At 71.7% G+C, this 25,806-nt stretch carries 26 protein-coding genes and 4 tRNA genes; 21 read left to right on the forward strand and 9 right to left on the reverse strand.

What is annotated here, in order from left to right; translation table 11 throughout:
* A complete protein-coding gene (locus KM842_RS02350) occupies positions 1-1,155 on the forward strand; it encodes a heparan-alpha-glucosaminide N-acetyltransferase domain-containing protein (RefSeq protein ID WP_216260599.1) in 1,155 nt (384 codons plus the stop codon).
* Here KM842_RS02350 and cls read toward each other — a convergent pair.
* The gene (gene cls, locus KM842_RS02355) at positions 1,136-2,596 is read right to left on the reverse strand and encodes a cardiolipin synthase (RefSeq protein WP_216260601.1); all 1,461 of its coding nucleotides are present in this window, start codon (positions 2,594-2,596) and stop codon (positions 1,136-1,138) included. The two genes, KM842_RS02350 and cls, sit on opposite strands and share 20 nt — an antisense overlap.
* 28 nt (positions 2,597-2,624) lie before the next feature.
* Positions 2,625-3,113: a YajQ family cyclic di-GMP-binding protein gene (locus KM842_RS02360; RefSeq protein WP_216260602.1), complete on the reverse strand. Its 489-nt coding sequence runs from the start codon at positions 3,111-3,113 to the stop codon at positions 2,625-2,627.
* Positions 3,114-3,273: 160 nt separating this feature from the next.
* Here KM842_RS02360 and KM842_RS02365 point away from each other — a divergent pair.
* From KM842_RS02365 to KM842_RS02385, 5 genes are all read left to right on the forward strand, one after another.
* A tRNA-Tyr gene (locus KM842_RS02365) sits at positions 3,274-3,356 on the forward strand.
* Positions 3,357-3,535: 179 nt separating this feature from the next.
* The gene (locus KM842_RS02370) at positions 3,536-4,369 is read left to right on the forward strand and encodes an inositol monophosphatase family protein (protein WP_216260604.1); all 834 of its coding nucleotides are present in this window, start codon (positions 3,536-3,538) and stop codon (positions 4,367-4,369) included.
* A gap of 146 nt (positions 4,370-4,515) precedes the next feature.
* Positions 4,516-5,799 carry a M23 family metallopeptidase gene (locus KM842_RS02375; RefSeq protein WP_216260605.1) on the forward strand — a complete coding sequence of 428 codons (1,284 nt, stop codon included), beginning with the start codon at positions 4,516-4,518 and terminating at the stop codon, positions 5,797-5,799.
* Between the two features lie 91 nt (positions 5,800-5,890).
* Positions 5,891-5,962, forward strand: a tRNA-Thr gene (locus tag KM842_RS02380).
* Positions 5,963-6,011: 49 nt separating this feature from the next.
* Positions 6,012-6,088: transfer RNA gene (locus KM842_RS02385), tRNA-Met, on the forward strand.
* A 211-nt stretch (positions 6,089-6,299) separates the two neighbouring features.
* Here the strand turns inward: KM842_RS02385 and KM842_RS02390 are convergent.
* Positions 6,300-6,713 (reverse strand): hypothetical protein, encoded by a 414-nt coding sequence (locus KM842_RS02390; protein ID WP_216260607.1) that lies wholly within the window; start codon positions 6,711-6,713, stop codon positions 6,300-6,302.
* Between the two features lie 110 nt (positions 6,714-6,823).
* Here KM842_RS02390 and KM842_RS02395 point away from each other — a divergent pair, with 110 nt between their 5' ends.
* From KM842_RS02395 to KM842_RS02405, 3 genes are read left to right on the forward strand one after another with little or no spacing between them, the layout of a single operon-like run.
* Complete coding sequence (locus tag KM842_RS02395; RefSeq protein WP_216260609.1) at positions 6,824-7,273, forward strand: FAS1-like dehydratase domain-containing protein; 450 nt, start codon at positions 6,824-6,826, stop codon at positions 7,271-7,273.
* On the forward strand, positions 7,270-7,710 hold the full coding sequence (locus KM842_RS02400; protein ID WP_216260611.1) for a MaoC/PaaZ C-terminal domain-containing protein: 441 nt from the start codon (positions 7,270-7,272) through the stop codon (positions 7,708-7,710). Before KM842_RS02395 ends, KM842_RS02400 begins: the two co-directional genes overlap by 4 nt.
* On the forward strand, positions 7,707-8,744 hold the full coding sequence (locus KM842_RS02405; protein ID WP_437124549.1) for a UDP-N-acetylmuramate dehydrogenase: 1,038 nt from the start codon (positions 7,707-7,709) through the stop codon (positions 8,742-8,744). The genes KM842_RS02400 and KM842_RS02405 overlap by 4 nt, the downstream gene beginning before the upstream one ends.
* Positions 8,745-8,906: 162 nt before the next feature.
* Here the strand turns inward: KM842_RS02405 and KM842_RS02410 are convergent, their stop codons facing one another.
* Positions 8,907-10,088 (reverse strand): pyridoxal phosphate-dependent aminotransferase, encoded by a 1,182-nt coding sequence (locus KM842_RS02410; RefSeq protein WP_216261991.1) that lies wholly within the window; start codon positions 10,086-10,088, stop codon positions 8,907-8,909.
* Between the two features lie 292 nt (positions 10,089-10,380).
* Here KM842_RS02410 and KM842_RS02415 point away from each other — a divergent pair.
* The 6 genes from KM842_RS02415 (at position 10,381) to KM842_RS02440 (ending at position 14,159) form a co-directional block, all read left to right on the forward strand.
* Positions 10,381-10,453, forward strand: a tRNA-Trp gene (locus tag KM842_RS02415).
* A 19-nt stretch (positions 10,454-10,472) separates the two neighbouring features.
* Positions 10,473-10,751 carry a preprotein translocase subunit SecE gene (secE, locus tag KM842_RS02420; RefSeq protein WP_216260614.1) on the forward strand — a complete coding sequence of 93 codons (279 nt, stop codon included), beginning with the start codon at positions 10,473-10,475 and terminating at the stop codon, positions 10,749-10,751.
* 170 nt (positions 10,752-10,921) lie between these two features.
* The gene (gene nusG, locus KM842_RS02425) at positions 10,922-12,037 is read left to right on the forward strand and encodes a transcription termination/antitermination protein NusG (RefSeq protein WP_216260617.1); all 1,116 of its coding nucleotides are present in this window, start codon (positions 10,922-10,924) and stop codon (positions 12,035-12,037) included.
* A 140-nt stretch (positions 12,038-12,177) separates the two neighbouring features.
* Positions 12,178-12,609: a 50S ribosomal protein L11 gene (gene rplK, locus KM842_RS02430; RefSeq protein WP_111080617.1), complete on the forward strand. Its 432-nt coding sequence runs from the start codon at positions 12,178-12,180 to the stop codon at positions 12,607-12,609.
* An 80-nt stretch (positions 12,610-12,689) separates the two neighbouring features.
* Positions 12,690-13,382, forward strand: coding sequence for a 50S ribosomal protein L1 (gene rplA / locus KM842_RS02435; RefSeq protein ID WP_216260620.1), 693 nt, complete (start codon positions 12,690-12,692; stop codon positions 13,380-13,382).
* A 117-nt stretch (positions 13,383-13,499) separates the two neighbouring features.
* Complete coding sequence (locus KM842_RS02440; RefSeq protein ID WP_216260623.1) at positions 13,500-14,159, forward strand: Pr6Pr family membrane protein; 660 nt, start codon at positions 13,500-13,502, stop codon at positions 14,157-14,159.
* Here the strand turns inward: KM842_RS02440 and KM842_RS02445 are convergent.
* Positions 14,101-14,793 carry a YqaJ viral recombinase family protein gene (locus tag KM842_RS02445; protein ID WP_216260625.1) on the reverse strand — a complete coding sequence of 231 codons (693 nt, stop codon included), beginning with the start codon at positions 14,791-14,793 and terminating at the stop codon, positions 14,101-14,103. The two genes, KM842_RS02440 and KM842_RS02445, sit on opposite strands and share 59 nt — an antisense overlap.
* Before the next feature lie 66 nt (positions 14,794-14,859).
* Positions 14,860-16,071, reverse strand: a complete 1,212-nt coding sequence (locus KM842_RS02450) for an ROK family transcriptional regulator (protein ID WP_420362519.1) — start codon at positions 16,069-16,071, stop codon at positions 14,860-14,862.
* 141 nt (positions 16,072-16,212) lie between these two features.
* On the opposite strand from KM842_RS02450, the gene KM842_RS02455 reads away from it, so the two are divergent.
* The 6 genes from KM842_RS02455 (at position 16,213) to KM842_RS02480 (ending at position 22,519) form a co-directional block, all read left to right on the forward strand.
* The gene (locus tag KM842_RS02455; RefSeq protein ID WP_216260629.1) at positions 16,213-16,959 is read left to right on the forward strand and encodes a sugar phosphate isomerase/epimerase family protein; all 747 of its coding nucleotides are present in this window, start codon (positions 16,213-16,215) and stop codon (positions 16,957-16,959) included.
* A complete protein-coding gene (locus KM842_RS02460; protein ID WP_216260630.1) occupies positions 16,956-18,107 on the forward strand; it encodes a Gfo/Idh/MocA family protein in 1,152 nt (383 codons plus the stop codon). The genes KM842_RS02455 and KM842_RS02460 overlap by 4 nt, the downstream gene beginning before the upstream one ends.
* Before the next feature lie 94 nt (positions 18,108-18,201).
* Entirely contained in the window at positions 18,202-19,503 is a 1,302-nt protein-coding gene (locus KM842_RS02465) for an ABC transporter substrate-binding protein (protein ID WP_216260632.1), read from the forward strand.
* Positions 19,504-19,595: 92 nt separating this feature from the next.
* Positions 19,596-20,591, forward strand: coding sequence for a carbohydrate ABC transporter permease (locus tag KM842_RS02470; RefSeq protein ID WP_216260634.1), 996 nt, complete (start codon positions 19,596-19,598; stop codon positions 20,589-20,591).
* Positions 20,584-21,423 carry a carbohydrate ABC transporter permease gene (locus tag KM842_RS02475; RefSeq protein ID WP_216260636.1) on the forward strand — a complete coding sequence of 280 codons (840 nt, stop codon included), beginning with the start codon at positions 20,584-20,586 and terminating at the stop codon, positions 21,421-21,423. Before KM842_RS02470 ends, KM842_RS02475 begins: the two co-directional genes overlap by 8 nt.
* A 151-nt stretch (positions 21,424-21,574) precedes the next feature.
* A complete protein-coding gene (locus KM842_RS02480) occupies positions 21,575-22,519 on the forward strand; it encodes a TolB family protein (RefSeq protein ID WP_216260638.1) in 945 nt (314 codons plus the stop codon).
* Positions 22,520-22,532: 13 nt separating this feature from the next.
* On the opposite strand, the gene KM842_RS02485 is transcribed toward KM842_RS02480, so the two are convergent.
* Genes KM842_RS02485 through KM842_RS02495 form a run of 3 tightly spaced genes read right to left on the reverse strand, consistent with a single transcriptional unit; the run spans position 22,533 to position 25,767 of the window.
* Positions 22,533-23,258, reverse strand: a complete 726-nt coding sequence (locus KM842_RS02485) for a glycosyltransferase family 2 protein (protein ID WP_253206214.1) — start codon at positions 23,256-23,258, stop codon at positions 22,533-22,535.
* Entirely contained in the window at positions 23,255-24,628 is a 1,374-nt protein-coding gene (locus KM842_RS02490) for a bifunctional PIG-L family deacetylase/class I SAM-dependent methyltransferase (RefSeq protein ID WP_253206215.1), read from the reverse strand. Before KM842_RS02490 ends, KM842_RS02485 begins: the two co-directional genes overlap by 4 nt.
* The gene (locus KM842_RS02495) at positions 24,625-25,767 is read right to left on the reverse strand and encodes an acyl-CoA dehydrogenase family protein (protein ID WP_253206216.1); all 1,143 of its coding nucleotides are present in this window, start codon (positions 25,765-25,767) and stop codon (positions 24,625-24,627) included. The genes KM842_RS02490 and KM842_RS02495 overlap by 4 nt, the downstream gene beginning before the upstream one ends.
* Positions 25,768-25,806: the final 39 nt, after the last annotated feature.

A 25,806-nucleotide genomic window follows, 5' to 3' on the forward strand; every position in this document is an offset into this window, starting at 1 on the left:
ATGACCGTGACGCGCCCGGTGTCCCTCCGCGGGGCACCGGGCGCGCCGTCGTCCGACCGCTTGGTCGGGGTCGACGTCGCCCGGGCACTCGCCCTCCTCGGCATGATGGCCGCGCACGTCGGCGACGTCGCCGAGACCGTCGACTGGTCCGACCCGGCCAGCTGGGGTGCGGTGGTGAACGGCCGGTCGGCAGCGCTCTTCGCGGTCCTGGCCGGTGTCTCGATCGGCCTGGTCAGCGGTCGCGCCGATCCGCCGGGACCACCGCGGATCGGACGCATCCGGGCCCGGCTCGCCCTGCGTGCCGTCGTGGTGGTGGTGGTCGGCATGCTGCTGATGGCCCTCGGCACGCCCGTCTACGTGGTCCTGCCGACGTACGGCGCGCTGTTCCTGCTCGCCCTGCCCGTCCTCCGCTGGCGCCCGTGGGCGCTGCTGCTGCTGGCCGCCGGCTGCGCGGTCGCCTCGGCACCGGTGGCGATCGCGATCCTGCCGGTGTACGCCGACGCCGACATGTTCGGCGTGCAGCTCGGGCTGGTCTACCCCGTGGTCACCTTCGCGACGTACGTGCTGGTGGGCCTGGCGGTGGCCCGGATGCGGCCGGGAGGCGCGGTGCAACAGGTCGTGCTGCTCGCGTCCGGCGTCGTGGTCGCCACCGTCGCCTACATGGTCGGCACGGTCGCCGCGCCGGTCCCGGCGGACACGACCGCGGCGTTCCCCGGCGTGCCGTTCGTGCCGCGCGGCTCGGACGCCGGTCAGGCGTTCGCCCAGGTGTTCCTCTCGCCCCGCGACCACTCGTCGTCCGTCGTCGACGTCGTCGGGACCGCAGCCGTGGCGGTGGCCGTGATCGCCCTCTGCCGCCTGCTCGTCGACGGGCGCGGCCCGGTGGTGGCCCGCGTCGTGTTCCCCCTGGCGGCCGTCGGGTCGATGCCCCTGACCGTCTACGCGCTGCACCTCGTCGTCATCGCAGCGTGGCCGGAGCTGCCGCACGGCGCCACCACCTGGTGGGCCTTCACGGTGGGGGCGGTGGTCGTCGCGATGGCCTGGCGGCGGTTCCTCGGCCGGGGGCCGCTCGAGCGGGTGACCGCCCTGGTGGCCGGGGCCGTCCCGACGGAGCCGGGGCGGGCCTCCCGGCCGGACGCTACTGCAGCGCCGCGGTGAGGCGCGCGACGTTGTCGAACACCCGCGACCCGCGCGGACGGGCGAGCCACTCGTCGAGCGTCAGCTCGCGACTCGCGGCCCGGTAGTCGTCCTGCACCTCGCGGAGGGCGTCGACGAACGGCTTGCCGCGGACCATCACCGAGATCTCGAGGTTCAGCGTGAACGACCGCATGTCCATGTTGCTCGAGCCGATGACCGCGACGTCGTCGTCGATCGTGAAGTGCTTCGCGTGGAGCACGGTCGGCGACCGGTAGAGCCAGATTCGCACACCGGCGCGCAGCAGGCCCTCGTAGTAGGAGCGCTGGGCGTGCCAGGTCATCGCGTGGTCGCCGATCTCGCCGACGAACAGCTCGACCTCGACCCCGCGCTGGGCCGTCGTCGTGATCGCGTAGAGCATCGAGTCGTCCGGGACGAAGTACGGCGAGGTGATGACGACCCGCTCCTGCGCCGCGTAGAGCAGCGCGTTGAACAGACGGAGGTTGTTCTCGCCGTCGAAGCCCGGGCCGGACGGCACGACCTGGCAGTCCAGCGCGTCGGCTCGGTCCGCCCGCTGGACTGGGTCGCTCTCACGCAGCAGGAGCTCGTCGGTCTCGCTGTACCAGTCGGTCACGAACAGCGCGTTGATGCCCGCGACGACCGGACCCTCGAACCGGGCGAACAGGTCACGCCAGCGCAGGCCGCGCTCGATGTTCGACCTCAGGTCGTAGGAACGGTCGATGAGGTTCTGCGAGCCGGTGAAGGCCACCGAGCCGTCGATGACCAGGATCTTGCGGTGGTTGCGGAGGTCCGGACGCTGGAACTTCCCCTGCAGCGGGAGCAGCGGCAGCATGAGGTGCCACTCGATGCCCGCGGCGTCGAGGAACGCCAGGGTCTGCTTGAAGTACGGGTAGCTCTTGCTCGCCCAGTGGTCCATGAGGAAGCGGACGGTGACCCCACGGGCCTGGGCGCGGGCGAGGGACTCGAAGAACGGCCGCGTGGTGTCGTCGAGGGACGCGATGTAGAACTCGACGTGCACGAACCGGCGGGCCTCGTCGACCGCGGCCGTCATCTCGGCGAAGGCGTCGTCGTAGTGCGGGTACAGCTCCGCCTGGTTCCCGCCGACCAGGGGCATCGCGCCGAGGTGCCGGTTCAGGTGCGTGATGCTCTCGAGCCACGGCGGCCACGGGTGGTCCCGGCGCACACGCTCGATGCCCTCGGTCTGCTCGAGGATGTACCGGTTGATCTCGGTCTGCTTCTCACGACGCGCCCTGGGCAACTTGCTCGACCCGAGCAGGAGGAACAGGAAGAACCCGATGTAGGGGATGAGGAAGATCGCGAGCAGCCACCCGGTCGCGGTCTGCGGCTTCCGGTTGATCGGCACGACGACGAGTGAGAAGGCGCGGATCGCCAGGTCCAGCAGGACCAGCACGACGATCAGCGTGACGACGAGCCAGTGCTCCACGGTGTCGGGTGTTCGCGGGGGCGGGCGGTCAGCGGAAGTTGATGAACTGCAGCGGCACGTCGAACTCTTCGCCCTTGAGCAGCTGGATCGTCTGCTGCAGGTCGTCGCGGCTCTTCGAGGACACGCGGAGCTCGTCGCCCTGCACCTGGCTCTTGACGCTCTTCGGCGCCTCGGCCCGGATGAACGCGCCGATCTTCTTCGCGATGTCCTGCTCGATGCCGTTCTTGAACGTCACCTCGATGCGGAACTCCTTGCCCGAGGGGTAGGGGTCACCGGCGTCGAGGCTCTTCAGGCTGATGCCGCGCTTGATCGCCTTCGTCTGCAGCACGTCGAGGACGGCCACCGCGCGCTCCTCGGTCGAGGCCTTGATGAGGACGTCCTCGCCGCTGAACGCGACGGACGCACCGACGCCCTTGAAGTCGTAGCGCTGCTCGATCTCCTTCGCCGCCTGGTTGAGGGCGTTCTCCGCCTCCATCTTGTCGACCTTGCTGACCACGTCGAAGGAGCTGTCTGCCATGCCGGACAGCCTATCCGGCGGCGCGCCGCCCCGTTCCGGAGGCCCGGAGCACGTCCGGCGGACCGGTCGCGGTCCGCCGGTGGTCACGAGCACCTCCGGACATCGGCTATGCTCTTCACCGCGCCTTCGGTTGGTGATCACACGAGCCGGGTGCGCGAACGGCGAGTTACCCAAGCGGCCAAAGGGATCTGACTGTAAATCAGCCGGCGTATGCCTCCGGGGGTTCGAATCCCTCACTCGCCACGCACCTGGTCGACCATCGTGTCGGCCCGACAGAACGGCCCCGTCCTCGGACGGGGCCGTTCTGCGTTCCCGTGCCGGGTCCGCCGCCGTCGTGCGGTGCCCTCGTACCGCGGGCTGCTGTGATCCGGCGTCGCGGACTGCTGTGACGCGGCGTCGCGGCCGTGGGGCAGGATCAGGGCATGACGAACGCCGCCGCAGTCCCCGACGCTCCCGACGCCCTCGCCGACCTGGCCGAGTCGATCGCCCGGGAGGCCGCGGCCCTCGCGGTCCGGCGCCGTGCCGAGGGTGTCGAGGTCGCCGACCGCAAGTCGAGCATCGCCGACGTGGTCACCGCCGCCGACCGCGAGGTCGAGGAGCTCATCCGGCGTCGCCTGCGCGAAGCCCGTCCGGACGACGCCTTCCTCGGCGAGGAGTCCGGCACAGCCGACGGCACCTCCGGCTTCACGTGGGTGGTCGACCCCATCGACGGCACCGTCAACTACCTCTACGGCAGCCCGGTCTACGCGGTGAGCATCGCCGTGGTCCGCGGTGTGCCCGACCCGTCGATGTGGGAGCCGGTGGCCGGGGTGGTCGTCGCGCCCGCCACCGGCCAGGTCCACCGTGCGGTGGCCGGCGGGGCGGCGACGCTCGACGGGCGTCCGCTCGCCGTCTCCGCCCCGACCTCCCTCGCCGAGACCCTCGTGGCGACGGGCTTCGGCTACACGGCGGACCGACGGTGGGAGCAGGCGGCGGTCCTCGCCGGGCTCGTCACCGAGGTGCGGGACGTCCGCCGTGGGGGAGCGGCGGCGCTCGACTGCTGCGCCGTCGGTGCGGGGACGGTCGACGCCTACTACGAGCGCGGGATCAACCCGTGGGACATGGCGGCGGGGTCGATCGTCGCGGCGGCGGCCGGGGCGGAGGTCCGCACGTGGGAGGCCGGCGACACGCGGTCGTTCCTCTTCGCCGCGCCGAGCATCGTCGAGGACCTCGTCACGCTCGTCCGTGCCCTCGAGGACGACGTCCTCGCGTCCTGAGTCGTCGCCACCCGCTCTGGGGGTCCTGCACAGACGTCCACACGACTGGCGGGGGCTGCGGTCCTTTGCTACCGTTCTCGAGTCCCGTTACCTGCTCGTTACAGAACGAGCGCCCGTGCCTCGAACTCAGGATCGCCACCGAACGCATGCTCGACACCTCGCAGAAGCCCACGACCATCGACCGCGACGCCTCCTCGGCGACGCCGTCCGTGCACCTGACGAGACGAGCTCGGATCGAAGCCGAGCGGGCCGCCGCCAAGCCGAACCGGCGTCGCGGTGACGCGGCCCGCCCCGCTGCTGCATCCCGCGGTGCCGGCCCCGCGACGCCCCCGGCGCCATCGTCCCCGGTCCTCCCGGCCTCCAGCGCCGCACCGCTGACGCCCCCGGCGCCCGCCTCCCCGGTCGTCGCCCCGCAGGCCGACAGCCTGCCGGCGGCCCGTCGTGCGGACGGCGCGACCCGTGGCGCCGCGCCCACCGCCGAGCGGAGCGGTGTCGTGGCGCCGGCCGCCGGTCGAACGACCCCGAGTGCGAAGCGTGTGCCGAGCACGAAGCGTGCGGCGAGCACGAAACGTGCCGCTGCCGGTGTACGTCGGACCGCCGCCGTCCCGACCATCGCCGACGGCCCCCGCGTCGACCGCGCGACTCGGCACATCGCCCGCACCGCCGTCGGCACCACCCGTCCCACCGGCCACGGCGCCTCCTTCCGCAAGACCGCCTCGGGTGTGACCGTCGTCGGTGCACTCCTGTTCACCGCGGGTCTCGTCGTCTCCACGTCGCTGCCCGCGCAGGCGCTCTACGTGCCGCAGCCCGGCGCGGCGACCGTGCGCGCATCCGTGCAGGATGTGCAGTCGCTGTCCGTCGGCGACGCCGTCGAGGGCTCGGTCGACCGCGACGCCTACACGGTGTCCGAGGCGCAGCGCGTCGTCACCCCTGCGGCCGGTGCGGTCGCGGCCGGGGCGAGCGCGTCCGGCTCGGCGGTCCCCTCGACCTCCAGCACGTCGACCGGCGGCGCCATCCAGTGGCCGTTCCCGACCGCCGTCCCGATCTCGTCGGGCTTCGGCGGACGCCAGGTCGCCGGCTGCTCGTTCTGCTCGACCTTCCACCAGGGCGTCGACTTCGCCCCGGGTGCGGGCACCCCGATCGGGGTCGTCGCGGACGGCACCGTCATCAAGGTCCAGGCCAACGACGGTGCGTTCGGCAACGACGTCTGGGTCGAGCACGACGTCGCGGGCAAGAAGTTCGTCAGCGTCTACGGGCACATGCTCGACAACTCGTTCCAGGTCGTCCAGGGCCAGCAGGTCAAGGTCGGCGACGTCATCGGACTGGTCGGCAGCACGGGCAACTCCACGGGCCCGCACCTGCACCTCGAGATCCGCATCGACGGTGTCCCGGTCGACCCGCTGGCGTGGCTGCAGGCCAACGCGACGTAGGTCAGCGCGGACGGCACGCCCGGGCGTCACGGTGGGTTCGGGACCACCGTTCCGGGTCTGCTATCCTCGTGTGGTGCCGTTCGCGGTACTCGCCCCGATAGCTCAGTGGTAGAGCACTTCCATGGTAAGGAAGGGGTCGTCAGTTCAATCCTGACTCGGGGCTCCGACTCGCAGTGTGATCACTCTCGCAGTGCTGATCACGGCGGATCCTTGGCGGGGTAGCTCAGTTGGTTAGAGCACACGGCTCATAATCGTGGTGTCGCGGGTTCAAGTCCCGCCCTCGCTACCACTCCGTACCAGGACGAACGGTACGACGACGAAGGCCCGGCGCAGCAGCGCCGGGCCTTCGTCGTTCGCGGACCGGCTCGCGCGGGCCCTCCACGCGCGGGCCCTCCACGCGCGGGACCGGCACGCGCGGGACCGGAACTTGCACCCGCACCCGCACCCGCACCGACGGCCGCGCATCGGCGGACGTCAGCGACACGCAGGGTGCGCGGTCGTCAGCGGTCGTACAGCGTGATGCCCGAGGTGTCGATGCGGTCCGTGCGGTGCAGCAGGACGCCACCCTCGTGCAGCGTGGTCTCGAGCAGCGTCGTCGTCCGCTGCCAGGCCGCCCGACGCCGGTTCGCACCGATGATCCCCCCGGCGACCGCCGCACCGTGGTCGGCAGGCCGCAGGGTCAGCACCGCCTGGCCGGGCGCCTCGGACAGCTCGAGGTCGTAGCGCTGGTACTGGCGCGTCGGTGGGACGAGGGCGCCGAGCAGCGCCGTCAGCACACGAGCACCGCCGGTGACGACGAGCCGCCCGTCCACGGCCTCGACGCGGTGCCCCTCGGCGCGCAGCGCAGCGCCCGCCAGTTCCACCGCCGTGCAGCGATCACCGTCGCGCACCGTGTACTCGGTCGTCGTCTCCATGGCCACTCCCCGCCGGACGTGCGCGGCCGCCCCCGGCCTGCGCACCGTCAGCGTAACCGATGCGCACGCATCTCCGCCCTCCTGTCCGGGCGCCTCGGTAGACTGCCGTGGTGTCTGTGAACCCCGAGCTCGTCGGCAGGGCCTTCCCGCCGGCCCAGCCCTACCTGGTCGGTCGTGAGAAGGTGCGCGAGTTCGCCCGCGCCGTCTTCGCGACGAACCCGATCCACTCCGACCCCGACGCCGCCCGCGCCGCCGGGTACGCCGACGTCGTCGCACCCGCGACGTTCGCCGTCGTCGTGCAGGAGGCGACGCTCGCCCAGCTCCTGGCCGAGCCGGACGCCGGCATCGACTTCTCGCGGGTCGTGCACGGCGCGCAGGACTTCGCGTACGAGCGACCGATCGTGGCCGGCGACGAGCTCACCGCGACCCTCAGCGTCACGAGCGTGAAGACCCTCGGCGGCAACGCGATGGTCACGGCCGCGTCCACCGTCGTCGACGCCGACGGCCAGCACGTCGTCACCGCCACGTCCACCCTGGTCGTCCGAGGAGATGACGCATGACCGACACCACGTCCGGCACCGACGCCCCGACCGGCCTCGAGGTCGGTGCCGTCGTCGCCGAGCGCCAGGTCCACCTGACGCGTGACTCGCTCGTCCGGTACGCCGGCGGGTCCGGCGACTTCAACCCCATCCACTACCGCGACGACGTCGCCGCCGAGGTCGGGCTGCCCGGCGTCCTCGCCCACGGCATGCTGACGATGGGCCTCGCGGTCCAGCCGGTCGCCGAGTGGCTCGGGGACCGCGGGTGGGTCGCCTCGTACGGCGTCCGCTTCACCCGACCCGTCGTCGTCGACCCCCGCGACGGAGCCGACGTCGGCGTCGTCGCCAAGGTCGGCACCCTCGACGAGCACGGCCGTCCGCTGCGCATCGACCTCACCGTGACCGCCGCCGGGCAGACCGTGCTCGGCAAGGCGCAGGTCACCGTGGCCTTCCGCTGACCGTGGCGGACACCACCCTCGCCGACCTGACCACGCTCCGCGTCGGCGGGCCCGCCGGTCGTCTCCTGGTCGCCGAGACCACCGACGAGCTCGTGGCGCACGTCGTCGACGCCTGGGCGGACGAGGACGACTGGCTTGTCGTCGGCGGCGGGAGCAACCTGCTGGTCGCCGACAGCGGGTTCCCCGGCACCGTCGTCGTCGCACGGACGCGCGGGGTGACGCACGAGACCGACGCCGACGGCGTCACGGTCCGCGTCGCCGCGGGGGAGCCGTGGGACGCGTTCATCGCGACGACCGTCGAGCGCGGTTGGACCGGACTGGAGGCGCTCAGCGGCATCCCGGGCACGGTCGGCGCCGCCCCCGTGCAGAACATCGGCGCCTACGGGGTCGAGCTGTCCGACGTGCTCACCGCCGTCGACCTCCTCGACGCGGAGACCGGCGAGCGGTCCTGGGTGCCCGCCGCCGAGCTGGCGCTCGGCTACCGGACGAGCACGCTCAAGCACGGCCGTCGCGGCGTCGTCCTGACCGTCGAGTTCCGCCTCGGCACGGCGACCGAGGCGGGGGTGCCGGTCCGGTACGCCCAGCTCGCCGGTTCGCTCGGGGTCGACCTGGGCACGCGCGTGGCACCGACCGACATCCGGTCCGAAGTGCTCCGGCTGCGCGCCTCGAAGGGCATGGTCCTCGACGACGCCGACCCCGACACGTGGAGCGCCGGGTCCTTCTTCACGAACCCGATCGTCTCGTCGGGCTTCGCCGACACGATGCCCGCCGACGCGCCGCGGTGGCCGGCCGGCGACGACGTCAAGCTCAGCGCTGCGTGGCTCATCGAGCACGCCGGCGTGCACCGTGGGTACGGCGTGCCCGGGTCTCGCGCGGCGATCTCCTCGAAGCACACCCTCGCGCTGACGAACCGCGGGGGAGCGACCGCCGCCCAGGTGGCCGAGCTCGCGCGCTACGTGCAGTTGACCGTCGCGAACCGGTTCGGGGTCACCCTCGTGCCGGAGCCCGTCGTGGTCGGCGACCTGCTCGACTGACCACCGGAGGCGCGTGCCGGACGCGGGGCGGGCCTCCCGTCCGGTGGCCCCCGCCGTGCCGCACCGCGCGGCTGGGCCGGACCGCGCGGCTGGGTCGGACCGCGCGCAGACGGCACGGTGCCCCCGCACGCGCTGCGTGCGGGGGCACCGTGGCGACCGGCGTCAGCCGAAGAGGCGAGCCAGGCGCGCGACGCCCTCGGCGATGTCGTCGTCGCCGAGGGCGTACGACAGGCGCAGGTAGCCGGACGGACCGAAGGCCTCGCCGGGGACGACCGCGACCTCGGCGTGCTCGAGGACCAGGTCGGCGAGCTCGAGCGTCGTGGTCGGGGTCGAGCCGGCCCATTCGCGGCCGAGGAGTGCGGTGACGTCCGGGTAGACGTAGAAGGCACCCTGCGGCTCGGGCGTGACGAAGCCCGGGATCGCGTTCAGACCGTCGACGATGGCCCGGCGGCGGCGGTCGAACGCGTCCCGCATGGCCGTGACGGGCTCCTGCGGTCCGGTGAGCGCCGCGATCGCAGCGCGCTGGGACACGTTCGAGACGTTCGACGACAGGTGCGACTGCAGGTTCGACGCGGCCTTGACCGCGTCGGTCGGGCCGATCATCCACCCGACCCGCCAGCCGGTCATGGCGTACGTCTTGGCGACGCCGTTGACCAGGATCGTCGTGTCGGCGAGGGCCGGGACCTGCTCGAGGACGCCGGAGAATGTGACGCCGTCGTAGACGAGGTCCTGGTAGATCTCGTCGCTGATCACCCAGATGCCGTGCTCGAGGGCCCACTCGCCGATCGCGCGGGTCTGCTCGGCGGAGTACACGGCGCCGGTCGGGTTCGAGGGCGAGCAGAACAGCAGCGCCTTGGTGAGCGGTGTCCGTGCGGCCTCGAGCTGCTCGACCGTGACGAGGTAGCCCTGGTCGCTGCCGGCGAAGACGTCGACGGGGACGCCGCCGGCCAGCCGGACCGCCTCGGGGTAGGTGGTCCAGTACGGCGCGGGGAGGAGGACCTCGTCGCCCTCGTCGACGACCGTCTGGAACGCCTGGTACACGGCCTGCTTGCCGCCGTTCGTGACGATGACCTGCGCCGGGTCGACCGACACGCCCGAGACGCGGGCGGTCTTGTCGGCGATCGCGCGCTTGAGCTCGGGGAGGCCGGTCGCCGGGGTGTACCGGTGGTTGGCCGGGTCCTGCGCCGCCGCGACGGCCGCGTCGACGACGTGCCGGGGCGTGGCGAAGTCGGGCTCGCCGGCGGCGAAGGAGATCACCGAGCGACCCTCGGCCTTGAGCGCCTTGGCCTTCGCGTCCACCTTGAGCGTCGCGGACTCGGCGATGGCGGCGATGCGCGAGGCGATGCGCGGGCGATCGGTCGGCGTGGCGGCGTCCGACGTCGGACGCGGGGTCTGCTCGTGGCTGGCGGTGGGCTGAGTGCTGGCGGCTTCGGTGCTCACGCGCCCAGCCTACCGACGCGCCGCGCCGGAGCATCCGTCAAGTGGACACCGCCCTCGGGACTCCCGTACACTGTTCCGCGGTGGTTGAAGTCCACCGGATCACATGCGCCGAGTCGCAGATCAGGCGGCCCGCTCAGCGCGGTCGACGGACTTCCACCGGAACGGCCGACACATCCGCACGGGTGGGACGTTCCGAAGGGCGGTGGCTCAATTGGTAGAGCAGCGGTCTCCAAAACCGCAGGTTGCAGGTTCGAGTCCTGTCCGCCCTGCACATCGGGAAGGGTTGAAGTGGCGAGCAAAGACGTGGAGACGACGGCGGACGACGTCGTTGCCCAGGCGAAGGCCGACCGCGCAGAACGTCGCGGCCCCGTCGCCGCGATCGTGCTGTTCATCCGCCAGGTCTTCGGCGAGCTGCGCAAGGTCGTCACCCCGACCCGCAAGGAACTCTTCAGCTACACGGGCGTCGTCCTGGTGTTCGTCGTCGTGATGATGATCCTCGTGTCGGTCCTCGACTTCGTCTTCGGTCTCGGCGTCGGCTACGTGTTCGGCAACGGCCCCACGGCCTGACCCAGCTGGCGTGAACCCCGGCGCGCTGCACTCCTGGCGCGCCCGGCCTGACCGCAGGTCCGACCGCACCGCGCATCCTCGGGGTACGGTCGCCCGGAGACGGCGACGAGCTCCCCGCCCGGGACGCGAACGCCAACCCGATCCGCACCACCGAACGGAAAGAACCGACTGTGTCTGACTACTCCCGCGACGACATCGACCTCGCGACCGCTGCCGAGCAGTCTTCCGAGGTCGAGGAGAACCAGGAAGGCGACGTCGAGACGGGCGAGCTCCGTTCGACCGACTCCGCCGAGGAGCGCGCGATCACGGTCGAGGACGAGGACGACGAGTCCCTCGGCCTGAGCGACGAGCCCGACGACGGCACCGTCGCCGCCGAGTTCGACGAGACGCTGGACGCCCTGGCCGAGTCCCGCGACCCCGAGGCGGACGCCGTGGTGGACGACGCACTCGAGATCGACACCCCGGACGAGGCCGAGGCCGCCGTCGAGGCCGTCGAGGACGAGGAAGAGTCCGAGCTCGAGGACGAGACCGCCGCCGAGGCGAACGCCGCGATCGCCGACGAGGAGTCCGCGGACGCGCTCGGCGCGATCGCCCCGGAGTCCGAGGTCGACCTGGCTCCCGACACCGAGGTCACGATCACCGCAGAGGACGACGAGGACGCGCCCGAGGCCGACCCGTACGACGCCTTCAAGGCCGAGCTCCGGATGAAGCCGGGCAAGTGGTACGTCATCCACTCCTACGCGGGCTTCGAGCGTCGCGTGAAGGCGAACATCGAGAACCGCATGGTCTCGATGTCGATGGAGGACTACATCTACCAGGCCGAGGTCCCGATGGAGGACGTCGTCGAGATCAAGAACGGGCAGCGCAAGCTGGTCACCCGCGTCCGGATCCCCGGCTACGTGCTGGTCCGCATGGACCTCAACGAGGACTCCTGGTCCGTCGTGCGCCACACGCCGGGCGTCACCGGCTTCGTCGGCAACGCGCACAACCCCACGCCGCTCCGCTTCGACGAGGCGTTCGGCATGCTGAAGTCGCTCGTCCAGGTCGCCGAGGCCGCCCCGACCAAGGGTGGATCGAAGTCCGGCCGTGCCGCGCAGGCCCAGCCGCAGGCCGAGGTCGACTTCGAGGTCGGCGAGACGATCACCATCAAGGAAGGCTCGTTCGCGGGTCTGCCCGGGTCGATCTCCGAGATCAAGCCGGAGAGCGGCAAGCTCACCGTCCTCGTCTCGCTCTTCGAGCGCGAGACCCCGGTCGAGCTCAGCTTCGACCAGGTCACGAAGCTCTAGCGACGAGCATCCACTAGACTGTCCGAGTTTGGGTCCGCGCGCCTCGTGCGCTGCGGGTCCGTCACCGCGATCCGGATCCGCCGGAGACGCGGGAGAGTGCACGGGTCCCCGTGCGTTCGATCCCAGGAGGAAAGCGAAACATGGCACCGAAGAAGAAGGTCACGGGCCTGATCAAGCTGCAGATCAACGCGGGCGCCGCCAACCCGGCCCCGCCGATCGGTCCGGCGCTCGGTCAGCACGGCGTGAACATCATGGAGTTCTGCAAGGCGTACAACGCCGCGACCGAGTCGCAGCGCGGCAACGTCATCCCGGTGGAGATCACCGTCTACGAGGACCGTTCGTTCACGTTCATCCTCAAGACCCCGCCGGCAGCCGAGCTCATCAAGAAGGCCGCGGGTGTGAACAAGGGTTCCGCGACGCCGCACACGGTCAAGGCCGGGCGCATCACGGCGGAGCAGATCCGTCAGATCGCCGAGACCAAGCAGCCCGACCTGAACGCCAACGACCTCGAGCAGGCGACGAAGATCATCGCCGGTACCGCTCGTTCGATGGGCATCACGGTCGAGGCCTGAGCCTCACCCCACACACCCCAGTACTCACCGTGGGAGAGCCGCGCCGGCTCGCCAACCACGTATCTCGCAAGGAGACCACCATGGCGAAGAAGTCCAAGGCGTACCGCGCCGCGGCCGCGAAGATCGTGGCCGACAAGTTCTACACCCCGACCGAGGCCGTCGCCCTGGCGAAGGAGACCGGCTCTGCGAAGACCGACTCCACCGTCGAGGTCGCGCTGAAGCTCGGCGTCGACCCGCGCAAGGCGGACCAGATGGTGCGCGGCACCGTCATCCTCCCGCACGGCACCGGCAAGACCGCCCGCGTCATCGTCTTCGCGACGGGTGCAGCCGCTGAGGCCGCCATCGCCGCCGGCGCCGACGAGGTCGGTGGCGACGAGCTCATCGCGAAGGTCGCCGAGGGCTACACCTCGTTCGACTCCGCGGTCGCGACCCCGGAGCTCATGGGCAAGGTCGGTCGTCTCGGCAAGGTGCTCGGCCCGCGTGGCCTCATGCCGAACCCGAAGACCGGCACCGTCACGCCGAACGTGGCCCAGGCCGTGAACGACATCAAGGGCGGCAAGATCGAGTTCCGCGTCGACAAGCACGCCAACGTGCACTTCGTCGTCGGCAAGGCCTCGTTCACGCCGGAGCAGCTCGACGAGAACATCACCGCCGCTCTCGACGAGGTCGTCCGCCTCAAGCCGAGCGCTGCCAAGGGCCGTTACATCATGAAGGGCGCCGTCTCGACGACCTTCGGCCCGGGCATCCCGCTGGACGTCAACGTCCTGGCGTGATCGCTCGCGGATCGTCCTGATCCGCACCCCACGACGGCCCGCACCGATCCGGTGCGGGCCGTCGTCGTTCGCGGGGACCCGAACCCGGCCGGCGGACCGGAGCACTACCGTTGGTCCGTGCGGATCTTCGTGAACACTCTGCGGCTCGTCGTCGCCGTCGTCATCGTCGCCGCGGTGGTCACCGACCTGCAGGGCGCGCTGCGCAACGACTTCGTGTTCTGGAACTTCTTCGGGTACTTCACGAACCAGTCGAACCTGCTCGTCGCGGCCGTCCTGACGCTGACCGTCGTCGCCGCGATCGGGGACCGACCGTCCGGGCGTCGTCTCGACCTGTTCCGCGGCGCGGCGACCGTCTACATCGCGACGACGGGGCTCGTCTACAACACGCTGCTCGCCGACGTCGGCCAGGCGGTGGGGGAGTCCTGGTCGAACGACGTCGTGCACCGGTGGGTCCCGCTGTACGTGGTGCTCGACTGGGTGCTGTTCTCGGACCGCAGTCGGCTGTTCTTCCGCGACGTCTGGTGGTTCCTCGTCTACCCGGCGGTCTGGCTCGTGGTCGTCGTGGTGCGCGGAGCGACGGACGGCTGGGTGCCGTACCCGTTCCTCGACCCGGTGTCGGGCTACGGCATCGTGGCGCTGTACTGCCTCGGCGTCGCGGTGTTCATCGGCCTGATGGGCATCGTCGTCGTCGCGCTGAGCCGACTCCGGCTGGTGCCGGTCAGCGGGCGTCGCGCAGGCGGTCGAGCACGAGGTCGGCGAGTGCGATCAGCCCGCTGATGGCGTCGTCGTCGCGGTCGATCCACCGGCACTCGGGCTCGTCGGCCACGGGCACGAAGTCGTCGTGCTTCTCCCAGACGAACAGCGTGCGGTCGGCGCCGAGCACGTACTGCTGCCACCAGACCTGCCGCATGTAGTGCCGCGGGACGCGCTTCCACCCGGAGGACGTCGTCTTGATCTCGGCGAGGAGCAGCCGACCGTCGCGGTCCTGCCCGACACCGTCCGGGGTGGCCAGGTGCGCCCGGTTCGTGGCCGCGTGGAACAGGTGCGCCGAGGGCAGGATGCCGTGCGTCGCGGCCACCCACGACGCGATGACGGGTTCGCGGTCCTTACCGTGCTCGGTGTAGGCGTTGCCGGAGAACCGCGACCCGTAGCGCTTGTCGGCGACCACGGCGTCGACGGCGTGCAGCGACGCGAGGCGGGCCACGTCGGTGGCGGTGATGCCCATCGCGCGGGCACGGAGCCAGGCGACCCGGTCCGACGAGTGCGCGACGATCCGCTCGGTGTGGCCGCGCAGGGCGGTGAAGGCGTCGCGGGCCGGTCGCGGGGCGGACGAGGGTGACGCGACGGACCGGAGGTGGGCCTCCTGCCCGTCATCCAGGTCGCCCCACAGGGTGGGCTGCACGATCGTCACCCGACGATTGTCCACCCGACCACCGGCACCGGCGAAACCGGCGCGCGGCGGACCGGTCGGGGACGGTCAGGAGACGAGCTGCCGGCCCTCGGACAGCGTGACGAGTTCGTCGACGCCCGCGGGGGAGAGCGCGTACGCGATGGCCAGGGCGGCGGCCCCCTGCAGCGCGGCGATCGAACCGGCACGCGACTGCGCGATCACGAGGTGCTCGGTGGCGAGCGGCATCGAGCGGGAGTAGACGACCTCGCGGACGCCGGCCAGGAGGTGCTCCCCGGCCTGGGTGATCGACCCGCCGAGCGCGATCACCGACGGGTTCATGAGCGAGACGCAGGTCGCCAGGACCTCGCCGATGTCGCGCCCCGCCTGCCGGACGGCACCGATCGCGTCGAGGTCGGACCGGGCGACGAGGTCGATGACGTCCGCGCTGGTGTGCACGTCGTGTCCCTTGGCGCGGAGCGCGCGGGCGATCGCCGGACCGGAGGCGACGGCTTCCAGGCACCCGGTGTTGCCGCAGTGGCAGGGGACGTCGCCGGCCCGGGACACCCGCACGTGGCCGATGTCCCCGGCGGTGCCCTGCGCGCCGCGCTGCAGGCGACCCTCGGACACGATGCCGGAGCCGATGCCCGTGGCGACCTTGACGAACAACAGGTGGTCGAGGTCCGGCCAGCCGTGCTGGCGTTCCCCGAGGGCGGCGATGTTCACGTCGTTGTCGACGAGGACGTGTGCCTGGACGTGCTGTCGGAGCCACCCGGGGACGTCGAACCCGTCCCAGCCGGGCATGATCGGCGGGTTGGCGGGGCGTCCGGTGGAGAACTCGACCGGTCCGGGCAGGCCGATGCCGAAGGCGATGACGTCGTCACGGGCACGGCCGACCGCGTCGAGGAGCTCGTCGACGACGCCGATCAGCCACTGCAGCGTGGGGACGGGGCCGGCCGCGATGTCGATCCGTGCCTCGCGCGTGGACAGGGGCGTGCCGACCAGGTCCGTGACGGCGACGCGGCCGTGGGAGGCGCCGAGGTCGGCGGCCACGACGAGCCGAGCGGCGGGACGGAGGGCGATCTGCGCGGGCGGGCGACCACCGGTCGAGGCCGCGGTGTCGACGGCGCCGACGAGACCGACGTCGACGAGGGCGTCGAGGCGCACGCCGATGGTCGAGCGGGCCATCCCGGTGAGGGCGGCGAGCTCGCCACGGGTCCGCGGCACACCGTCACGCAGGATCTGGAAGAGCTCGCTCGTCCCGACCGGCGGCGACGTTGCCGTCCGAGTCATGTCGACCATGGTCGGAGTGAACCACACATCCTCCGAGCCGCGCAACGAAGGTCGTCGAACCTCTTCTAACTTTTGCTTGACCGCCGACAGAAGCGCCCATAGTGTGACGATCGGTCAGAGAAGACCACGTCTCGATGAGGAGAACACCTGGTGACCCAACCGCTCTCGGTCCAGCTGTACACAGTGCGTGACGCACTGTCGGCGGACCTCCCCGGAACCCTGGCGACGATCGCCGACATCGGTTTCACGAACGTCGAGCTCTTCGGCTTCGTGGACCGCGCCGACGAGTACGCGGCCGCCCTGCAGCAGGCCGGTCTGGTCGCGCCGAGCGGGCACGCACGTCTCCTAGACGCCGGCGAGCAGGACCTCGAGCGCATCCTCACCGCGAGCGTCACCGTGGGCCTCGGCACCCTCATCGACCCGCACGTGGACGAGACCCGCTGGACCACCCGCGAGGACGTCGAGGCGATCGCCCGACAGTTCAACGACCTGGCCCCCCGCGCCGCCGACCACGGCCTGGTGCTCGGCTACCACAACCACGCGTTCGAGTTCTCGAACCGGATCGACGGCACCAGCGCGTTCGAGGTCTTCGCCGGGGCGCTCTCCGACGACGTCGTGCTCGAGCTCGACACCTACTGGGCGAAGGTCGGCGGTGACGATCCGGTGGCCGTCCTCGGTCGACTCGGCGAGCAGGTCCGCTTCCTGCACGTCAAGGACGGCGACGGATCGCACGACGACAAGCAGCAGGTCGCCGTCGGCCGCGGCGTCATGCCGGTCCGCGAGATCGTCGCGGCGGCGCCCCAGGCCCAGCAGGTCGTCGAGCTCGACGACCACGACGGCGACGTCGTGCAGGCCGTCCGCGACTCGTACGCCTTCCTCGAGGGAGCCCGCGCATGACCACCACCGACAGCACCACCACCGACAGCACCACCACCGGCGCCCGCACCGGTCGGGTCGGCGTCGGGGTGATCGGCGCCGGGGTCATCTCGGACCAGTACCTCTCCAACCTCACGGTCTTCCCGGACATCGAGGTCCTCTTCATCGCCGACATCGACCTCGAGCGCGCCGCCGCCCAGGCCGAGAAGTGGGGCGTCCCCGGCTCCGGCACGGTCGACGAGCTCCTCGCGATCGACGCGGTCGAGATCGTCGTCAACCTGACCATCCCCGCCGCCCACGTCGAGGTCGCGCTGCAGGCCCTCGCCGCCGGCAAGCACGTCTGGGGCGAGAAGCCCTACGCCCTCGACCGGGAGAGCGCAGCGCAGCTGCGCGACGCCGCGGTCGCGGCCGGCCGCACCGTCTCGGTCGCACCCGACACGTTCCTCGGGGCGGGCCTCCAGACCGCACTCCGCACCATCCGCGACGGCCGCATCGGCACGCCGCTCAACGGACTGACCCTGTTCCAGAGCCCCGGCCCGGAGTCCTGGCACCCGAGCCCCGAGTTCCTCTTCGCCCACGGCGCCGGCCCGCTCTTCGACATCGGCCCGTACTACATCACGACCCTCGTGCAGGCGTTCGGTCCGGTCGCGAAGGTCACCGCGACCGCGTCGCGGTCGCGAGCGACGCGCACGATTGGCTCCGGCCCCAAGGCGGGCACCGAGTTCCCGGTCGAGGTGCCGACGAACCACTCCGCGCTCCTGCAGTTCGAGGGCGGCGGGAGCGCGCAGAGCGTGTTCTCGTTCGAGTCCGACCGGGGCCGCACCGGCTTCGTCGAGATCGCCGGCGAGACCGGCACGGTCGTCTTCCCCGACCCCAACGACTTCGACGGCGACACCGCGCTCTACGCGCTGGGCGCCGACGAGCCCGAGACGATCCCCGCCGTCGGGTCCACGTACACGCGGGGGACGGGCGTGGTCGACCTGGCCCGCTCCCTCCGCGCCGGCGAGGAGAACCGGGTCCCCGGTTCGCTCGCCTTCCACGTCCTCGACGTGATGGTCTCCATCGCCGAGGCAGCCGAACGTGGTGAGACGGTGCTCGTGGAGAGCACCGTGGCACCCTCCCCGACCCTCCCCGAGGGCTGGGACCCCGCGGCGCAGACCCTGTCCTGACCACTCCCGTGGCCTGACCGGACCTGCCCGTCCCACACAGCAGCACCCAGCACCACCTTCCCGCACCATCTCAACGACGAGAAAGTAGAGAGTCATGCGCACTGCCATCCGCGCACTGGCCATCACCGCGGCCGCGGCACTCACCGTGTCCGGCCTCGCAGCCTGCTCCTCCGGGTCCTCCGGCGCATCCGGCGACCCGAAGACGCTCACCTACTGGGCGTCGAACCAGGGCACGTCCCTGCAGAACGACAAGGAGGTGCTGACGCCCGTCCTCGAGAAGTTCACCAAGGAGACCGGCATCAAGGTCGACCTCCAGGTCATCGGCTGGAACGACCTCCAGACGAAGATCCAGACCGCCGTCACCTCGGGCCAGGGCCCGGACGTCGTCAACATCGGCAACACCTGGGCGACGTCGCTGCAGGCCACCGGCGCCTTCCAGGAGTTCGGTGACGCCGAGATGAAGGCGATCGGCGGTGCGGACAAGTTCGGCAAGGTCCCGCTGTCGACCGGTGGTGCGCCCGGCAAGACCGTCACGAGTGTCCCGCTCTACGGCCTCGCCTACGGCCTGTTCTACAACAAGGCCATGCTCAAGGACGCCGGTGTCGAGCCGCCCACCACGTGGGAGGAACTGACCGAGGCAGCGAAGAAGCTCACCACCGACGGCAAGTACGGCTTCAGCCTCGCCGGTGGGTCCTACACGGAGAACGCACACTTCGCGTTCATCAACTCGGCGCAGAACGGCGGCGAGTGGTTCGACGGCGACGGCAAGCCGACCTTCACCTCGAAGGCGAACGTCGACGGCATCAAGCGCTACATCGACCTGATGCAGGAGACGAAGGCCGCCAACCCGTCGAACGCTCAGTACGACAACGCGAACCAGTCGGTCGCGGACTTCGCGAACAAGAAGGCCGCGATGATCCTCAACCAGAACAACGCGAACACGACCATCGAGTCGCTCGGCATGAAGTCCGACGAGTTCGGCGTCGTGCCGCTGCCCGCCCCGACCGGTGGCGAGCAGATCGCGAGCTTCCCGGCCGGCATCAACCTGTCGATCTTCAAGAACACGAAGAACAAGGACGGCGCGCTCAAGTTCGTCAAGTACATGACGAGCACGGACACGCAGGCCACGCTCGACAAGCCGTACTCGGCCCTGCCGGTGCTCGCCGCCGCTGCCGACTCGGTCACCGACGAGCAGACCAAGACGTTCCTCGACATCTACAACAACAAGGCGAAGCCGCTCCCGCTGGTGCCCGCCGAGGACCAGTTCGAGTCCACGGTCGGCAAGGCGATGAACGAGATGTTCGCCAAGATCGCCACGGGTTCGACGGTGTCCGACAAGGACATCAAGGACGCGCTGCAGACGGCTCAGGACCAGGTCTCCCAGGCCGCTGGTTGACCCGACGGGAGGCCCGGCCGCGTCCGACAGGACGCGTCCGGGCCTCCCGCCCCACTTCTCGAACCCCCTCCACCCAGCCGAAAGGCCTGCCCATGTCCACGTCGGTCCTGCCAGAATCCGAGGCCATCGACCTGACGCACACCAAGGCGCCGACCCTGTCCGGGCCGCCGCCGCGGGGGAAGCGTCGCATCCAGTGGCTGCCGTACGCGCTCGTCGGTCCCGCGATCCTCTTCGAGCTGCTCATCCACATCGTGCCGATGCTCGTCGGCATCTGGATCAGCTTCGTGCAGCTCACCAAGTACTTCATCGCGAACTGGGGCGCTGCGCCGTTCGCGGGTCTGCGGAACTACTCCGTCGCGGTGGACTTCGACCAGGCCATCGGTCGTGGGCTGCTCAACTCGTTCCTCATCACGTGCGCGTTCACGATCCTCGTCGTGGGGCTGTCGTGGGCGTTCGGCATGGCCGCCGCGGTCGCACTGCAGAAGCCGTTCGCCGGTCGCGGTCTCTTCCGCACCCTGTTCCTCGTGCCCTACGCGCTGCCGATGTACGCGGGCGTCATCACGTGGAAGTTCATGTTCCAGCGTGACTCCGGCGCACTCAACCACATCCTCGTCGACCAACTCCACCTGTTCGGCGACAACGCCCCGTTCTGGCTCATCGGCAACAACGCCTTCGTGGCCGTCGTCGTCGTGGCGATCTGGAAGACCTGGCCGTTCGCGTTCCTCATGCTCATGGCGGGCCTGCAGTCCGTGCCGGCCGACGTGTACGAGGCCGCCTCGGTCGACGGCGCCAAGCCCTTCCGCCAGTGGCGCTCGATCACGCTGCCGATGGTCCGCCCGGTGAACGTCACGCTCGTGCTCGTGATGTTCCTGTGGACGTTCAACGACTTCAACACGCCGTTCGTGCTGTTCGGGTCGACCGCGCAGCCGCCCGCCGCGGACCTGCTGAGCTTCCACATCTACAACGCGTCGTTCATCACCTGGAACTTCGGCTCCGGGGCCGCGATGAGCGTGCTGCTCCTCGTCTTCCTGCTCATCGTGACCGGCATCTACCTGGCCGTCACCAACCGGAGGTCCGTCCGTGCGTGAAACAGTGGGCGCCAAGTCCTTCAAGGTCATCGTCCTCGTGCTGCTCACCGTCTTCACGGTGGTGCCGCTCTACGTGATGGTCACCACGGCGATCAAGCCGCTCGGTGACGTGCAGAACGACTTCTCGTGGATCCCGACGAACATCACCATCCAGCCGTTCATCGACATGTGGACGACGGTGCCGCTCGCGCAGTACTTCGTGAACTCGCTCGTCGTCTGCACGGTCGCCACGGTGTTCTCGCTGATCATCGCGACGTTCGCCGCCTACGCGGTGTCGCGCTGGAACTTCAAGGGCAAGAGCGCCTTCACCACGACGGTGCTCTCCACGCAGATGTTCCCCGGCGTGCTGTTCCTGCTGCCGCTGTTCCTCATCTTCACGAACCTCGGCAACTCGCTCGGCATCCAGCTCGTCGGCAGCTGGCTCGGCCTCATCATCACGTACCTGACCTTCACGCTGCCGTTCTCGATCTGGATGCTCGCGGGCTACTTCGAGACCATCCCGCGTGAACTCGACGAGGCCGCGATGGTGGACGGCTCCGGCCCGATGGGCGCACTGTTCCGGATCATCCTGCCGTCGGCCCGCCCGGGTCTCGTGGCGGTCGGCATCTACTCGTTCATGACGGCCTGGGGCGAGGTCCTCTTCGCCTCCGTCATGACGAACGGGCTCGGGTCGACGCTCGCGGTGGGTCTGCAGCAGTACTCGACGCAGACGAACGTGTACTGGAACCAGATCATGGCCGCGTCGCTGGTCGTGTCGATCCCGGTGGTCATCGCGTTCCTCGTGGTCCAGCGTCAGTTCGTCGCCGGCCTCACCGCCGGCGCGGTGAAGTAGCCGCGACACCCTGACGGGAGGCTCCCCGACGGTCACGACCGGTCCGACGCAGGCGCGTCGGACCGGTCCCGGCCGTTGTGGGCCCAGGTGCGGGTCCGACCCGCACCGCGCCTCCCGTCCGTGTCCGCCGACCAGACGACAGGATGGACGCATGACCGAGACCCGCGGGCGGCAGCTGCTGCCCGGACAGACCAGCCGCGTGCACGTGTACGACGTCGGGGGACGCGCCGCCCGGCTCGTGTTCGCGTCCCGCTCGGTGCTCGTCGAGGCGCCGAACGTCCTGGACGCCGACACCCTCGTCCTGAACGCCGACGGCGACCTCTGGCTGCTGCCGGTGCCGGAGGCGGGCACGGTCCTCGACGAGACCGCCCTCGTGCCGGTCCCGATGGCGGGTGTCCCCGAGATCAACAACGACCACGTGCTCGACCCGTCGGGGGAGTCGGTCGTCGTGAGCGGCCGTGACGGCGAGCTCTACCGGGTGCCGCTGCCCGACGGCGGCACCGGGACCCGGATCACCGACACGGCCGCCGCGCTGCCGGTCGTGCGGAAGTACTACCTGCACGGCATCGCGCCCGACGGGTCGGCCCTCGCGGCGATCGTCGGCGAGCGGTCGGAGCAGGGCGTCTGGACGACCGACGTCGCCCTCGTGGACCCGGCGACCGGTGCGACCACCTTCACCACCCGCGACGAGCACCCCGACGACGGGTGCTCGTGGACCCCGGACGGCGGTGCCCTGCTGTTCAACACCGAGCGCTTCACGCCGGGGACGGCGCAGCTCGCGACGCTGCGGACCGGGTCGGACACGCCCGTGCAGGTCACCGCGGACGAGCGGGTGAACTGGTTCCCGCACGTCTCCCCGGACGGCGCGCACCTGCTCTACCTGTCGTACGAGCCCGGCGTGCAGGGCCACCCCGCCGACCACCGCGTGGAGCTCCGGCTGCTGCCGGGCTCGCTCGCCCGGGGCGCCCGGATCGCCGTCCTGCCCGAGACCCTGGTCGCGCTCGACGGCGGGCAGGGGACGGTCAACGTGCCGCCGTGGGCCCCGGACTCGTCGTGGTTCGCGTACTGCGACTACCCGGTCACCGAGCCGGGCTAGCCGACCGGTCCGGTCAGGACGCGTCGCCGTAGGTCCGGCGCAGGTGCTCGGCGTACCCGCCGGGCGTCCGCCCGTCGAAGCGACCGCTCGTCACGACCGGGAGGCCCGTGGTCGCGTCCACCCGCAGCCCCAGCGCCCGGGCGCGCGCCACCAGACGGACGTCCTCGTGCTCCCGCACCGGGTCGAAGCCGCCGACGGCCCGGTACGCGTCGGCCCGGACACCGAGGTTCGCGCCGTGCACGTGGCCGAGCGTCGCGCCCGGCGGGTGGCTCGCCTGCCACCGGGCGAGCACGACCGGGTCGAGGTCCTCGGGGTCGGGCACGACGGCGCCGACGAGCACGTGGGCACCGGCGGCCAGGGCGTCGGCCTGCTGCACGAGCCAGCCGGGGGCCACCCGTGAGTCGGCGTCGGTGTGCGCGAGCCACCGGTGCTCGAGCGCGGTGTCGTCCCCGACGTCGCGGGCCAGCGCGTGGGCGGCGCCGAGGGACCGCGCTCGACCGACCCCGACGTGGTCGGTCGCGAGCGCGTCGAGCCACGCGGACGTCCCGGCCCGGGCGGCGGCGTGCACGAGGAGCGGGGTGTCGTCGGTGCAGCCGTCCAGGACGACCGTGACGTGTGCCCGCGTGCCCGGTCGCTCGTGGTGCAGGACTGTGACGGCGGTGGCCAGCGCCTCCAGGCAGGCGCCGATGCGGTCCGCTTCGTCGTGTGCGGGCACGACGACGTCGAGGCGGGTCGTCACCGGACCAGCCCCTCGGCGCGTGCGACGCTCGGGACGGCGGGGCCGGGGAGGACGCTGAGGACGAAGTCCTCCTCGACGTGCCGGACCAGGACCGGTCGCGGCCACCGTGCGGTGAGGTGCGCGTCGACGGTGTCGCCGTCGGTCACGGCGTCGTCGTCGGGGTGTCGCCAGTGGCAGGCGACGAGCACGCCGTCGTCGTCGAGGGTGGCGAGCACGTGGTCGATCGTCGCGTCGAGGTCGGCGGGGGACAGGTAGTAGCCGACCTCGGACATGACGACGAGGTCCCAGCGGCCGTCCGGCCACTCGGCGGGCAGGGCGGCCTGCACGAAGCGGGCCCGGGGTGCGCGCCGTCGGGCACGTTCCAGCGGGGCCGCCGCGATGTCGGTGCCGAGGACGTCGTCGGCACGCTCGGTGAGGGCGTCGGTGAGGACGCCGGTCGCGCAGCCGAGCTCCAGCGCCGACCGCCAGCGCTGCCGGGGGAGCGCCGCGAGCGTCACGGCCCGCTTGCGCTGTTCGTACCAGGAGCCGTCGAAGTCCCACCCCTCGGGCTTCCGGTCGTAGTGCGCGTCGAAGGACTCCCGCGACCGGGAGGACGGCGGGGTGGCGGGCCCGGGCGGGGGCACGGTGACGAACCACTCCTCGGTGCGGAGGTGGTGTCGGGCGTGCCGGTCGTCGACGACGGCTTCGTCCCCCGGCGCCGGCGACAGCGGCCGGACCTGCGAGGCGTGGGCGTCGAGCGCGCGCCGCTTCCGGTCGAGCACGGCGCCGGTGAGCAGGAGCGGGCGGAGTCCGGCGACCGGCAGGACGGGCGCGGTCGGGTCGTCCCAGTGCCAGGCCCAGACCGGGTACGCGAGCAGGACGACGTCGGGGTTGCCGGACGCGACGGCCGCCGCGACCTCGCCGGCGACCCGGTGGTCCCGGTGTCCGTCGCCCCGCCACGGAGCGACGAGCATCGTCCGCCCGTCGGTGCCCGCCAGCCGGGCGTCGAGCGCGTCCCGGAGCGTGTCGGGCTGCTCGCGGAGCCCGACGTCCGGCACGTCGAGCACCGTCCAGGTCACGGCGGGGTGCAGGGTGCCGAGGGCGGCGCGGAACTCGGCGGCCCGTCGGTCGGCGAGCTCCGCGGGCGTGGCCGTGGGGGAGTCCGGGTGCGAGCCCTCGCCGCGGGTGACGAGGACGACGTGGACCGGCAGGCCCGCTTCGGCCGCGGTCGCGATGAGCCCGCCGGCCCCGAGCGTCTCGTCGTCGGGGTGCGGTGCGACGACCAGCACTGCGGCGACGCCGTCGAGGTCGAGCGGCGCCGCGGTCGCGGACGGCAGCACGGCGGTCCAGGCGTCCGGGTCGGTGCCCGGTTCCCGGTGGTCGAAGCTCACCACGCGACGCCGCCACGCTCGAGGACGATCCGCCCGATGCGGCCGAGGTCGCGGTCGCCGTGGTCCTGCAGCATGTACAGCTCGAGGTCGGCCACCCGGGCCGCGATCGCGGGGTCGCTCGTCAGCGGGCCGGGGCCGACCGTGCGGACGACCCGCGTCAGCACGGCGTCGACGGCACGGCGGACACGCGACCGGACGACCTGGGCGAGGAGCTGCCAGTCGGGTTCGGCACCACCGGCCGCGGTGTGGTCGTGGTCGGCGTCGGGGTGGTCGGCGTCAGGGTGCTCGGCGCTCGCGTCGATCAGGCGTGCGGCGGTGGCGAGGGCGTCCTCGGCGTCGGCCAGGTCGGCGACCACGGCACCGAGGGCGACGCGGAGCAGTTCGGCGTCCGGGCGCGCGGCCGCGTGGTGGCGCAGGACCCGGGCCAGACCGACCGCCCCGCCCCACCAGCACGCGGCGACGCCGATGCCGCCCCACGCGAAGCCCGGTCGGTGCAGGTACCACCCCGGGTCGCCCACGGTCGTCGCGGGGACGGCGGTGAAGTCCACCGGCCCGCTCGGCACGTCCGGCAGACCGCGCGCGACCCACGCCTCGTCGTGCGGCACGACCCCGTCCTGGCGGAGGTCGACGGCGACGAGCTGCCGTTCCCCGTCGACGGTGGCGGTCACGAGCGCGTGCGACAGCGTCGACGCGAGCGAGCACCACGGCTTGGTCCCGTCGAGCACGACCGCCCCGGCCGTGCCCGGGTCCGGTCGGGCGTCGAGACGGAGGCCCGGGGCCTCGGCCGCGTAGACACCCCACGTCGCGTCGGCGGGTACCGCCACCCCGGCCTGCGCCAGGATCGTCAGCGCGTCGAGGTGCGGCTCGACGGTGCGGGCGGTGGCGACGTCGGCCGCGGCGACCGCGGCGAGGGTCGCGAAGCACCGGCCGGCGGTGCCGGCGGTGAGGGGCGGGGTGTCGGCGGCGAGGGCGCGCGCGACGGCGAGCCGGTCCGCCGGAGTGGGGGCGGGCCTCCCGGCGGTCCCGGTCGACGTGGCCGCCGGTGCGGTGTCGGGACCGGTGCACGCGGTGACGAGGGCGGTGATCGCGTCCGTGTCGACCGCGGTCGCGCCGTCGGGCCAAGCAGGGGAAGCCAGCATGACCGCAACGCTAGTGAGACGGCATCGGGAGAACCCCCG

It is taken from the genome of Curtobacterium sp. L6-1, from assembly GCF_018885305.1.
Classification (GTDB): Bacteria; Actinomycetota; Actinomycetes; order Actinomycetales; family Microbacteriaceae; genus Curtobacterium; species Curtobacterium aetherium.

Coding starts and splice junctions, on each gene's coding strand:
- KM842_RS02350 (WP_216260599.1), top strand. CDS start 1: ATGACCGTGACGCGCCCGGTGTCCCTCCGCGGGGCACCGGGCGCGCCG.
- KM842_RS02360 (WP_216260602.1), bottom strand. CDS start 3,113: ATGGCAGACAGCTCCTTCGACGTGGTCAGCAAGGTCGACAAGATGGAG.
- KM842_RS02370 (WP_216260604.1), top strand. CDS start 3,536: ATGACGAACGCCGCCGCAGTCCCCGACGCTCCCGACGCCCTCGCCGAC.
- KM842_RS02375 (WP_216260605.1), top strand. CDS start 4,516: ATGCTCGACACCTCGCAGAAGCCCACGACCATCGACCGCGACGCCTCC.
- KM842_RS02390 (WP_216260607.1), bottom strand. CDS start 6,713: ATGGAGACGACGACCGAGTACACGGTGCGCGACGGTGATCGCTGCACG.
- KM842_RS02400 (WP_216260611.1), top strand. CDS start 7,270: ATGACCGACACCACGTCCGGCACCGACGCCCCGACCGGCCTCGAGGTC.
- rplK (WP_111080617.1), top strand. CDS start 12,178: ATGGCACCGAAGAAGAAGGTCACGGGCCTGATCAAGCTGCAGATCAAC.
- rplA (WP_216260620.1), top strand. CDS start 12,690: ATGGCGAAGAAGTCCAAGGCGTACCGCGCCGCGGCCGCGAAGATCGTG.
- KM842_RS02450 (WP_420362519.1), bottom strand. CDS start 16,071: ATGGTCGACATGACTCGGACGGCAACGTCGCCGCCGGTCGGGACGAGC.
- KM842_RS02460 (WP_216260630.1), top strand. CDS start 16,956: ATGACCACCACCGACAGCACCACCACCGACAGCACCACCACCGGCGCC.
- KM842_RS02465 (WP_216260632.1), top strand. CDS start 18,202: ATGCGCACTGCCATCCGCGCACTGGCCATCACCGCGGCCGCGGCACTC.
- KM842_RS02470 (WP_216260634.1), top strand. CDS start 19,596: ATGTCCACGTCGGTCCTGCCAGAATCCGAGGCCATCGACCTGACGCAC.
- KM842_RS02480 (WP_216260638.1), top strand. CDS start 21,575: ATGACCGAGACCCGCGGGCGGCAGCTGCTGCCCGGACAGACCAGCCGC.
- KM842_RS02495 (WP_253206216.1), bottom strand. CDS start 25,767: ATGCTGGCTTCCCCTGCTTGGCCCGACGGCGCGACCGCGGTCGACACG.